Origin of the sequence: Kitasatospora sp. NPDC091257 (assembly GCF_044757675.1) — a bacterium.
Classification (GTDB): domain Bacteria; phylum Actinomycetota; class Actinomycetes; order Streptomycetales; family Streptomycetaceae; genus Kitasatospora; species Kitasatospora lactacystinica.
Genome location: NZ_JBIVVI010000162.1, coordinates 1 through 10,686 on the forward strand (window position 1 = coordinate 1; position 10,686 = coordinate 10,686).

Sequence of the window (10,686 nt, forward strand, 5' to 3'; positions counted from 1 at the left end):
GGTGTCGCGCCCTCGGGCGTCGTACTGCCGGGCGTCGTGGTCTGGGGGGTGGTGGTCTTGGAGGTCACTTGTCGCGCTCTCCCATCAGGCGCATCTGGAGGGCGCCGAGCACCGACACGATCAGGGTGAGCGCGTAGGCGATGGCGGAGGCGTAGCCGAAGTCGAAGTACCGGAAGCCGTTCTGGTACAGGTACATGGAGACGGTCAGGGTGGCGTTGTCCGGCCCGCCGCCGGTCAGCACGTACGGCTCGTCGAAGAGCTGGAGCGTGCCGATGGTCGAGAGCACGACCGTGAACAGCAGCACCGGACGCAGCGCGGGGACGGTGATCGAGGTGAAGCGGCGGATCGGGCCGGCGCCGTCGACCATCGCGGCCTCGTACAACTCCTTCGGGATGGACTGGAGTCCGGCGAGGTAGATGACGGCGTTGTAGCCGGTGTAGTGCCAGGTGAGCACCACCACGACGGCCATCCGGGCCCAGACCGGCTGGCCCAGCCAGTCGACGGAGGGCAGGCCGACGGCGTTCAGCACCCAGTTGACGGCGCCGTCGTCGGACTTGAGCAGGTAGGCGAACATCACGCCGGTGGCGACCAGGCCGGTGACCGAGGGCATGAAGACGCCGAGCCGCCACACCGTGCGCCAGCGCACCACCGCGGAGTTGATGCCGACGGCCATCAGCAGGGCCAGCCCGAGCATCAGCGGGACCTGGACGACGAGAATCTCGCCGGTGTTGCGCAGGGCCGTCCAGAACAGCGGATCGTCCAGCAGCCGACGGTAGTTGGCGATGCCGGCGTTGCGGGTGGCGGTGCCGGCGCCGGTGGTGAAGGAGAGCCACAGCGACTCGATGATCGGGTAGGCCTTGAACACGCCGAAGGTGAGCAGGGCCGGGGCGAGCAGCAGGTACGGCAGGGCGGTGCGCCGCCGGCGGCTCCGCGCGGCCTTCCCGGCGAGGGCGGCGGAGGTCGGGCTGGCGGCGCTCATGCGATACCGCGCCCCGTCTGCTGGGCGAGCTGCTTGGCGGCGTCCTGGAGGACGGCGGCCGGGTCGGCGCCCTTGAGGAGGACCTTGGTCTGGGCGTCGCTGACGAGCTTGAGGGCGCGGGCGTAGTCGCCGGAGTAGTTGGTGGGGTCGCCGCCGTCGGTGGCGAGGTCGGTGAAGGTCTTGAGCACCGCCTGGCCGCCGTAGAAGGCGCTGGGCGCGGCGTACATCGGGTCGGCGTAGGCCTCGGTGAGGGCCGGGAAGACGCCGCCCGCGTTGAACATCGTGTTGACCGAGGCCGTGCGGGTGAGCGCGTACTCGACGAACTTCCAGGCGGCGCGGCGGCGCGGGCTGGAGGCGGCAACGGCCAGGTGGGTGGAGTTGACCAGCGCGGTGCGCTTGCCGCCGGGGGTGACCGCCGGGGGCTTGGTGAGGCGCCAGTTGCCGCTCTGGTCGGGGAACTTCTTCTCCAGGTAGTGCGCGACCCAGGTGGGCATCGCGGCCACCGCGAGCTTGCCGCTCTTCATCACCGGCGGCCAGCTCTGGACGCCGGGGGTGTCACCGATCAGCCCGGCCTCGTCCAGCCGCTTGATGATGGTCAGGGCGCGCACGGCCGGCTCCGAGGCGACGGTGATCTTGCCCTGGAGGTCGAAGTAGAAGGCGCCCTGGAGCTGCATCAGACCCTGGAGGAAGTCCAGGTCGGGGGTGGGGTTGGCGGCCCGGTTGACGCCGATCAGCGCGATGCCGGGGTTGGCGGCCTTGAAGCGGTCGGCGACGGCGAGCAGGTCGTCCCAGGTGGCGAAGGTCTCGGGGTCGATGCCCGCCTTGTCGAAGTAGTCCTTGCGGTAGAAGAAGCCCAGCGCGTTGACCTCCCAGGGCAGCGCGTAGGCGTGGCCGTCCTTGCCGGTGACGACCGGCCACAGGCCCTTGGCGAACTTGTCCTTGTGGGCGTCGGCGCCGAGCGCGGAGAGGTCGGCCAGGCCGCCGGGGAACTTCTCCTGGTAGCCGGGCAGGTAGTCACAGCCGATGTGGAGGACGTCGCCGAGGCCCTGGCCGCCGGCCGCCAGACCGACGGTGATCTTGTCCCAGATGGCGGGCTCGCCGATGTCCTGGACGTCGACCTTGATCCCCGGGTTGTCCTTCTCGAAGGCCGGGACGATGCCGCGCAGGGCCTCGGCCGCGGTGGCCCAGGACCAGACGGTGATCGTGCCGGTGTCGGCGTCCCCGCCGGCGGCGCCTCCCGAGCCGGAGCCGCCGCCGCAGGCCGCGAGGGTGCCGCCGGCGGCGACGGCCAGCAGGCCGGCTCCGGAGGCGCGGAGAAGGTCGCGACGAGAAAGGTGTGACATTGCATTCCTCTCGGTGGGGTGGCGCCGGAAGGCTGTGGTGCGTAGGGGATTTGGAGGGGTGTGACAGGTGCGGCGGGGGTCGCTCGGGTTGTTTTGAACGTTCAAACACACAAAACAGACCAGAACCAAACAGGTTCGAACGAGCGGACACAGCAAACGCCCGCCCTCCCCGTGCCGTCAAGACCTGAAGAGGGGAAGGGCGGGCTCCGCAACCGTTCTGTTATCGGAGAGGACGTCGCCGAGGCGTCGGAGCGGACGCCGGAACGGGGTGCCGGAGGCGGCATCGGCCGGGTCCGTCAGCCCCGCACGGCACCCGAGGGGCCGAACGCGGTTCCCGGGGTGACCGGGATCCCGCGGGACATGGCCTCGAAGTCCAGGATCGGGTGGGTCAGGATCTCCTCGACCTCGTCGGTCAGGAGGTTGCCCAGGATGAACTCCTCCTCCGCGCCCGACCCGAAGGTGACGACCTGCCCGCTCGACTGGATCATCCAGTTCAGCAGCTCCCGCTCGCTGCTCTCCGCGAGGTGGATCTCCCGGCCGGGGTGGTCGCGCCGGATCCCGTCCACGACCGCGCGGACGTCCTCGACCGCCACCCCGAGCCTGCGGACCGTGGCCGGCGACGCCCGCCGGCCCCACCACTGGAAGATCACCCACTGGGCGACCGAAGGGTGGGACATGATCTCGGCGGCGAGCTCCGGCAGTTGGTGGAGGTTCTCGGCACTCGCCACGGTGTGCACCCGCACCCGGTCGAAGCCCTCGGCGTCGCACAGCGCGAGAGATTCCAGCAGCGCCCGGAGGAGGTCGGCGTCCGGGCTGCGGCGGAACGCCCGCTGCACGTCCGCGGTGACGGCGTCCAGCGGCAGCCGCAGCGAGGACAGGCCGCGGAGGCGGTCGAGCTTCTCGGCGGTGAGCGTGTAGCCGGTGGTGTCGAGGCCGACCTTGAGGCCGGCGGCGATCGCGTGGTCGACCACGTCGAAGATCGGCGGCCACAGCAGCGGGTCGCCGCCCGCCAGTACCAGGTCGGTGGTCCCGTGCGCGGCCAGCTTCGCGATGATCCGGTCCGCCTGGGCCAGGTCGATCTGCTCCGCGGCGAACGGGTTGTAGCAGCCCTGGCAGGACATCGGACAGCGGTTGTTGATCGACCAGTTGACCCGCCGGACGCCACGTCCGGTGCGCGGCAGGCCGGCCCGGCTCCGGATCCCCGCCACCAGGTGGGCGAGGCGCCGGCTCTGCGGGAGGACGGCTCCGGCGAGCAGGTCCTCGGCCCGTTCGACGGCGGCCGCGGTGGCGTTGTTCTGGAGCAGCAGGAACGCCAGGCGCCAGCGCATGGTCTCGTCCGCCGGGTCCCGGCCCAGGGCCAGTTCGACCCGCTCGGTCAGGGCGCCGAGGTAGCCCGGGTTGAAGTTGGCGGGCTCCAGGCGCCGTTGGAAGTCGTCGGCTATCGACCCGCGCTCCAAGGACCTGTCGTAGCCGGCCCGCAAGGGGTGCGGGGGCAGGATCTCCACGTGCTGCCGGGTGGACATGGGGTGCTCTCCGGTGGTGGTCAGTTCGGGGCGGACGGCAGCAGGACGACCATCGAGTCGGCGGACGACAGGCCCATGCTCTCGACGAAGACCGCGTCGCGGACGAGCTGCGCGACGGCGGGGTGGGTGGGGGTGGCGAGGTAGCGCGCGGTGGATTCGAGCGGGGTGATGCGGCGCTCGGCGATCAGGGCGCGCAGGGCGTGCGGGAGGTCGTCGAGGCCGTCGCGCACCTCCTTGAGATCGAACCGGTCGGCCAGCCGCGTCGCGGCCCTGCGGGCCTTGGCGAGGTTGGTCGTCGGGTCCACGGCCGTCGCCTTCGCCAGGTAGTAGGGGACGGGCTGCATCATCCAGGCCAGTGCCCCGTGCGGGTCGCCGTCGTCGCGGCCCGGCAGGTCGAAGCCCTCCGGGCCGAGTGCGAGGCCGTCGCAGAACCACTCGGGCCTCATGCTGATCCGGTAGTGGGCGTGGCCGGCCAGCCGGAACGCCGGGAGCCTGGCGATGACGGACGTCGTCTCGATCCGGAAGGTGTCGGAGATCCGCCGCATCCTCCGCCCCACCACGTCGCGGACTTCCGGCACGTCCGCGTCCTCGGCCACGACGTGGACCAGGTCGAGGTTGGAGACGACGTCTCCGCTCGGCCCGGTGCGGTGGTCGCCGCGGGCGAGGGAACCGGTCGCCGCCACCGACATGTCGGTCACGTCCGCGAACTCGCGGGCCAACTCCTGGAACAACAGGGGGACGTCTTCGGGTCTCACGTGGCTCCTCGGGTGTCGGCGGCGGCGGCGAAGGAGCGATCCTTCACCCTCTCTTCCAAGTCCTTTTACATCGTGGAGAGTTCGTATTCAGTCGCGCAGCCTAACAGCGGCCCGCCACAAATGGTCGAGTTCGCATCAATTACCTCATGCGTCAGGGATGACAAACCGACAGAAGCGGTCCTGTTCAGTCACATTGGGGAACGTTCGGCGCCCTTGGACCGGGTGGGGATCCCGTCCCCGGCCTATCGGAGCGGCAGGCGCAGCACCTCGGCCACCCCGGCCTTCACCACCTCGCCGTGGGCGAGCCGGACGGGGCGGCCGCCGCGCTCCGCGCAGACCCCGAGGTCCGCCAGCAGATACAGGGCCCGCAGGGTGCGGACGGTGTTGGAGGCCCAGACCGGCATCGGCCCGTACTCGTACGGGGCGAGGGCCTCGGCGATCGGTGCCAGCCAGGCGGTCGACCGCTCCGGCGTCAGGTCGGGGCGGGTGAGGACGAGGGCCACGGCCTTGGCGAGCCGGTCGTCCTCCCGCTCCGCGAACAGGTACCCCGTCGGGGCGAGCAGGCGCTCGGCGGCGAGCACGAGCAGCGGTCCGGGATCGACCTCGGGCCGCAGGCCGAAGGCCCCCAGCAGGTCCGCGCCGTGCGCCATCGCGTGCAGCCAGCCGAGCGTGTCGTCACGGCCCCGCAGGTCGGCCTCCGCGCGGTACCAGGCGGCGAACGCGTCGAGCCACCCGGGCCTGGCACCGCCCCGGTTCACGATCATCCTCAGGACGAGCGGGGCGAAGGTCCGCGCCTCGATCCGCGGATCGGTGAAGCGCTCCGCCATCAGGTCACCGAGCGCCAGACACCGCTCGCCGTCGATCACCCCGCTCCGTATCCAGGCGTCCAGCACCGCGTACGGGTAACCGTCCCTGATTTCGGGGTCCGGGCTCCCCAGAGCCTCCGCCAGCTCCGCGGTCAGGTCGTCCAGCCCGCGCCCCGGGGGGAGTGCACAGTCGTTCTCATGGATCTCGCGCCAGTTCGTCACGGGGCGGGACCCTATCAACGGCGGTCAGGGCCTCCCACCTGGTTTTTCCGCGCGGGAAGTCGGCCGGGCCGACGTCCCCGCGCCACCGCCGACCGCCCTCAGCGCCCGACCTCGCGCAGGCGGAAGTCCTCGACCGTCTCCCGCCGGATCAGCAGCCGCGCCCGGCCGTCCTTCACCGCCACCACGGCCGGGCGGCCGACCAGGTTGTAGCCGGACGCCATCGACAGCTGGTACGCACCGGCCGCCGGCATCGCCAGCAGGTCGCCCGGGCGCAGGTCGGCGGGCAGTGCCGCGTCCCGCACCAGCACGTCCCCGGCCTCGCAGTGACGGCCCACCACGTCCACCCTCGCCTCCGCCGCCTCCGAACGGCGGCCGACCAGCCGCACCGCGTACGGCGATCCGTACAGCGCCGGGCGCGGGTTGTCGCTCATGCCGCCGTCCACCGCGACGAAGCAGCGGCCGTCGGCCGAGTGCTTGACGGACAGCACCCGGTACACGGCCACCGCGGCCGGACCGGCCACGGCGCGACCGGGTTCGACGATCAGCCGGGGCACCTCCAGCCCGGCCTCCGCGCAGCGCACCGCCAGCCGGTCGGTCACCCGCACCGCGAACTCGGCGAGGTCCAGCGCCTCGTCCCCCGCCAGGTAGCGGATGCCGTGGCCGCCGCCGAGGTCCAGCTCCGGCAGCTCCACGCCGTGCCGCTCCCGCACCTCGGCGAGCAGCCGCACCAGCGCGTCCACCGCGAGCAGGTACGGCTCGACCGAGGTGATCTGCGAGCCCAGGTGGCAGTGCAGGCCCGCCAGTTCGAGGCCCGGCTGGTCGAGCACCCGGGCGACGGCGTCCGCCGCGTCACCGCCCTCGATCGGGAAACCGAACTTCTGCCCGCCGACCCCGGTGCGCACCGCCGCGTGGTGCCCGGCGGCGATCCCGGGAACCACCCGGACCAGCACCTTCTGCGGCGTGTCGGCCGCCACCAGCGCGGCCAGCCGGGCGATCTCCGCCGGGCCGTCGATCACGATCCGCCCGACCCGCAGCCGCCGCGCCAGCCGCAGCTCCTCCGGGGACTTGGCGTTGCCGTGCAGCAGGATCCGCTGCGCCGGGAAGCCGGCCGAGACGGCCAGCCAGAGCTCACCCGACGAGCAGACGTCGAGTCCCAGCCCCTCCTGCTCCACCCAGTCGGCCATCGCGCTGCACAGGAAGGCCTTGGCCGCGTACAGCACCTCGGCGTGCGGCAGCGCCCGCCGGTAGGCCCGGGCCCGGCCCCGGACCTCGGCCTCGTCCAGCACGTACAGCGGGGTGCCGAACCGCTCGGCGGCCTCCGCCAGTCCCACGCCGCCGACCAGCACCTCGCCTCCCTGGCCGGGCCGCGCCGAGGCCGGCCAGGGGCCGCCGAGCGCATCGGCGGAGGTGGTGACGGAGGCGGAGGTGGTGACGGAGGCGGTGACGGAGGCGGAGGCGGTGACGGGCCGGGCGACGAGCTGGGTCATGGCGGCTACTCCTGTGGGCGGGCGCGTGGGCGACGGGGTGCTCCGGCGGGTGTCGGTCCGGGTGTCAGTCCTCGTAGTGCATCGCGAACCGGCAGTGCGCCGGACGGGTGCGTTCCCGGTCGGCCGCCGGGGCCGGTTCCGGCGGCTCGGGGCGGTCCCGGCGCCAGGCGACGGGCACCGGGCGGACCGTCCGCTCCAGCGGCTCGTCGACGTCGATGACGGCGGTGACAGTGGTCATGGCAGGTCCCTTCCAGCGGCGGCCCGTACGGCCGGACACCTCCAGTGGAGACCCTCCGCACACCGACCGCACCCGTCCTTGACGCAGGACGTACGTCCCGGGCCCGGTCCTTGACGCCCTCCTGACAGTGGCCCTGCGGCGGCCCGTCCGCGGTGTCAGGAGTCTGTCAAGGACGGCATGTCCCCCGGTGCTCCGGTGGTGGGCTGTCCGCCGTCCCCGCAGCCCCACCGAACCGCCGCCCCATCCGACCGGGCGGCCCGGAAGGTCCCCGAGACGATGCGCCGTTCGGCCCTCACCACCCCGGACACCACCGACCAGCAGAACCTGTTCCAGCGCCCGGACCGTGCGCCCGGACCGCAGCCCGGCCACCGGCCCACCTCGCCGGGCGCCCGCCGCCGGCTGATCACCCGCCGCCAGCTGGCCGAGGCACTGCCCGCCGCCGTCCGCAAGCTCCACCCGCGCACCATGACGCGCAACCCGGTGATGCTGGTGGTCGAGTGCGGCTCCGCGCTCACCACCGTCAGCGCCGTCCTCCACCCGAGCGTCTTCGCCTGGGTGATCTCCTTCTGGCTCTGGCTGACCGTGCTGTTCGCCAACCTGGCCGAGGCCGTCGCGGAGAGCCGCGGCAAGGCACAGGCCGAATCGCTGCGCCGCGCCCGGTCCACCACCACGGCGCGACGGCTGCCGCACTGGCGGGTCGGCACCCGCGACCTGCGCCACGAGGTCGTTCCCGCCGAGCAGTTGCTGCTGCACGACATCGTCCTCGTGCCGGCCGGCGAGGTGATCCCGCGGGACGGCGAGGTGGTCGAAGGCGTCGCCGCCGTCGACGAGTCCGCGATCACCGGGGAGTCCGCGCCGGTGGTCCGGGAGTCCGGCGGCGACCGCACCGGCGTCACCGGCGGGACGAAGGTCCTCTCCGACCACCTGGTCGTCCGGGTCACCTCGCGGCCCGGGCAGAGCTTCCTGGACCGGATGATCGCCCTGGTCGAGGGCGCCGACCGGCAGAAGACGCCGAACGAGGTCGCGCTCAACATCCTGCTGGCCTCGCTGACCATCGTCTTCCTGCTGTCCGTCGTGTCGCTCCAGCCGATGGCCATCTACGCCCACGCGCCGCAAACCACCGTCGTGCTGGTCGCGTTGATGGTCGCCCTCATCCCGACCACCATCGGCGCCCTGCTCTCCGCCATCGGCATCGCCGGCATGGACCGGCTGGTGCAGCGCAACGTGGTCGCGCTCTCCGGCCGGGCGGTGGAGGCCGCCGGGGACGTGGACGTGCTGCTGCTCGACAAGACCGGCACCATCACCCACGGCAACCGCCGGGCCGTCGCCCTGCACCCGCTGCCCGGCGCGACCACCGAACAGCTCGCCGAGGCCGCCCAGTTGGCCTCAGTCGCGGACGGGACGCCGGAGGGGCGGTCACTGGTCGAACTGACCAACCGTCAGTACTGGGTGCCGCCGCGCTCCCCCGGCGAACTCGGCGAACAGCGGCCCGTGCCGTTCACCGCGCACAGCCGGATGAGCGGCGTGGACCTCACCTGGCCGGACGGCACCACCTGCCTGATCCGCAAGGGCGCCGCGAGCGCCGTCGCCCGCTGGGTGGTGAACTCCGGCGGACGGCTGCCGATGGAGGCCAAGCCGCTGGTGGACCGGATCGCCGGGTCCGGCGGCACCCCGCTGCTGGTCGCCGTCCACGACCGGCACGGCGCACGGGCGTTGGGCGTCGTCGAGCTCAAGGACGTGGTGAAGGAGGGCATCGCCGAACGCTTCGCCGAGCTGCGGCGGATGGGCATCCGTACGGTCATGGTCACCGGGGACAACCCGCTGACCGCGCGGGCCATCGCCGACGAGGCCGGGGTGGACGACTTCCTCGCCGAGGCCACCCCGGAGGACAAGCTCGCCCACCTGCGGCGCGAGCAGGCCGCCGGGAACATGGTCGCGATGACCGGCGACGGCACCAACGACGCCCCCGCGCTCGCCCAGGCCGACGTCGGTGTCGCGATGAACTCCGGCACCCCGGCCGCCAAGGAGGCCGGCAACATGGTCGACCTCGACTCCAACCCGGCGAAGCTGATCGAGATCATCCGGGTGGGCAAGCAACTCCTCATCACCCGAGGCGCGTTGACCACCTTCTCGATCACCAACGACGTGGCCAAGTTCTTCGCGATCATCCCCGCGATGTTCGCGAACGCCTACCCCGGGCTGCACCACCTCAACATCATGGAACTGCACAGCCCCACCTCGGCGATCGCCTCCGCGATCATCTTCAACGCGCTGATCATCGTCGCCCTGATCCCGCTCGCCCTGCGCGGCGTGCGCTACCAGCCGGCCTCCGCGACCGACCTGCTCCGGCGCAACCTGCGGGTGTACGGACTGGGCGGGCTGGTGCTGCCGTTCCTTGGCATCAAGGCGATCGACCTGCTGATCCAGTTCGTCCCGGGGCTGGGCTGAGACACCGGCCGGGAGACACCGGCCGGGAAATCCCGCCGCACCGCCGCCGACGGCCCTGTCAGAAGGCCGTCAAGATGTGTGCGACCTGCGTCATGGTGGTGTCAGCGGCGGTACGGAGGCGTCCGTTCCGGGGTTCACTTGAATCATCCGAAGCAAGGAGTGCCGAACCGGCGGAGCCCGATGGAGAGAGCCGCCGGAGAGACGGAGGCGAACGGCCATGACCGGGACCACCCGAGTGATCGTCGGCCTGAGCGGGTCACTGAGCAGTCTGGCCGCCCTCTACCACGCCGTCGGCGAAGCCGCCCGGCACGAAGCGATGCTGGTGCCCGTCGCCGCCTGGACCGCGATCGAGCGGGACGGCCGGCGCCCGCCCTCCGAACTGGAGCACGCCGCCCGCCGGCGCCTCGACATCGCCTTCGAACAGGCCTACGGCGGCTACCCGTCCGGCCTGGTCATCCACCCGCTGGTGGTCAACGCCGAACCCGGCCCCGCCCTGGTCGGCGCCGTCACCGGCCCGGAGGACCTGCTCGTCCTCGGCGCCGCCACCCGCCGCCGCCTGGACCGCCTGCGGCACGGCTCCGTCGCCCGCCACTGCCGCCACCGGGCCGGCTGCCGGGTGATCGAGGTCTCGCCCTCCGCCCTGCTCACCCGCCTCGAACTGCCCGCCCGCACCGGAGCCCCGCTCCCCCTGCTGGCCCGCTGACGACGCGCCGCCCCGCGCCCGACCGCCCAGCCGTCCCACCCTCAGCGCCCACCTGCGCGCCCCGGCCACCGCACCGGGCGCGCGGGTGGGCGCTCAGTTGTACAGGGGGTCAGAAGGGGCACGTACTCTTCCTGGCCGCCGAGTTGGAGGTATCCCAGCGGCCTGCGAGCCCCACCGGCCCC

At 72.6% G+C, this 10,686-nt stretch carries 9 protein-coding genes; 2 read left to right on the forward strand and 7 right to left on the reverse strand.

What is annotated here, in order from left to right:
• Positions 1-64: 64 nt before the first annotated feature.
• The 7 genes from ACIQOV_RS10490 to ACIQOV_RS10520 all read right to left on the reverse strand — a co-directional run bounded on the left by ACIQOV_RS10490 (position 65) and on the right by ACIQOV_RS10520 (position 7,353).
• Positions 65-979 (reverse strand): carbohydrate ABC transporter permease, encoded by a 915-nt coding sequence (locus ACIQOV_RS10490; protein ID WP_401047115.1) that lies wholly within the window; start codon positions 977-979, stop codon positions 65-67.
• A complete protein-coding gene (locus ACIQOV_RS10495; RefSeq protein WP_401047118.1) occupies positions 976-2,322 on the reverse strand; it encodes an extracellular solute-binding protein in 1,347 nt (448 codons plus the stop codon). Before ACIQOV_RS10495 ends, ACIQOV_RS10490 begins: the two co-directional genes overlap by 4 nt.
• A 296-nt stretch (positions 2,323-2,618) precedes the next feature.
• Positions 2,619-3,845 carry a radical SAM protein gene (locus ACIQOV_RS10500; protein ID WP_401047121.1) on the reverse strand — a complete coding sequence of 409 codons (1,227 nt, stop codon included), beginning with the start codon at positions 3,843-3,845 and terminating at the stop codon, positions 2,619-2,621.
• Between the two features lie 20 nt (positions 3,846-3,865).
• Positions 3,866-4,600, reverse strand: a complete 735-nt coding sequence (locus tag ACIQOV_RS10505; RefSeq protein ID WP_401047123.1) for a hypothetical protein — start codon at positions 4,598-4,600, stop codon at positions 3,866-3,868.
• A gap of 242 nt (positions 4,601-4,842) precedes the next feature.
• Positions 4,843-5,628, reverse strand: coding sequence for a DUF2785 domain-containing protein (locus ACIQOV_RS10510; protein WP_401047125.1), 786 nt, complete (start codon positions 5,626-5,628; stop codon positions 4,843-4,845).
• A 98-nt stretch (positions 5,629-5,726) separates the two neighbouring features.
• Positions 5,727-7,115 (reverse strand): diaminopimelate decarboxylase, encoded by a 1,389-nt coding sequence (gene lysA, locus ACIQOV_RS10515; RefSeq protein ID WP_401047128.1) that lies wholly within the window; start codon positions 7,113-7,115, stop codon positions 5,727-5,729.
• Positions 7,116-7,179: 64 nt separating this feature from the next.
• Entirely contained in the window at positions 7,180-7,353 is a 174-nt protein-coding gene (locus ACIQOV_RS10520; RefSeq protein ID WP_380549512.1) for a hypothetical protein, read from the reverse strand.
• A gap of 276 nt (positions 7,354-7,629) precedes the next feature.
• On the opposite strand from ACIQOV_RS10520, the gene kdpB reads away from it, so the two are divergent.
• Together kdpB and ACIQOV_RS10530 are read left to right on the forward strand one after the other, a co-directional pair.
• On the forward strand, positions 7,630-9,801 hold the full coding sequence (kdpB, locus tag ACIQOV_RS10525) for a potassium-transporting ATPase subunit KdpB (protein WP_401047132.1): 2,172 nt from the start codon (positions 7,630-7,632) through the stop codon (positions 9,799-9,801).
• 217 nt (positions 9,802-10,018) lie between these two features.
• On the forward strand, positions 10,019-10,504 hold the full coding sequence (locus ACIQOV_RS10530) for a universal stress protein (RefSeq protein ID WP_359898838.1): 486 nt from the start codon (positions 10,019-10,021) through the stop codon (positions 10,502-10,504).
• The last annotated feature ends 182 nt before the right edge of the window (positions 10,505-10,686 follow it).

Excerpts from the sequence above, each read along its gene's own strand:
- ACIQOV_RS10495 (WP_401047118.1), bottom strand. The coding sequence starts at position 2,322 with ATGTCACACCTTTCTCGTCGCGACCTTCTCCGCGCCTCCGGAGCCGGC.
- kdpB (WP_401047132.1), top strand. The coding sequence starts at position 7,630 with ATGCGCCGTTCGGCCCTCACCACCCCGGACACCACCGACCAGCAGAAC.
- ACIQOV_RS10520 (WP_380549512.1), bottom strand. The coding sequence starts at position 7,353 with ATGACCACTGTCACCGCCGTCATCGACGTCGACGAGCCGCTGGAGCGG.
- ACIQOV_RS10500 (WP_401047121.1), bottom strand. The coding sequence starts at position 3,845 with ATGTCCACCCGGCAGCACGTGGAGATCCTGCCCCCGCACCCCTTGCGG.
- ACIQOV_RS10490 (WP_401047115.1), bottom strand. The coding sequence starts at position 979 with ATGAGCGCCGCCAGCCCGACCTCCGCCGCCCTCGCCGGGAAGGCCGCG.
- ACIQOV_RS10530 (WP_359898838.1), top strand. The coding sequence starts at position 10,019 with ATGACCGGGACCACCCGAGTGATCGTCGGCCTGAGCGGGTCACTGAGC.
- lysA (WP_401047128.1), bottom strand. The coding sequence starts at position 7,115 with ATGACCCAGCTCGTCGCCCGGCCCGTCACCGCCTCCGCCTCCGTCACC.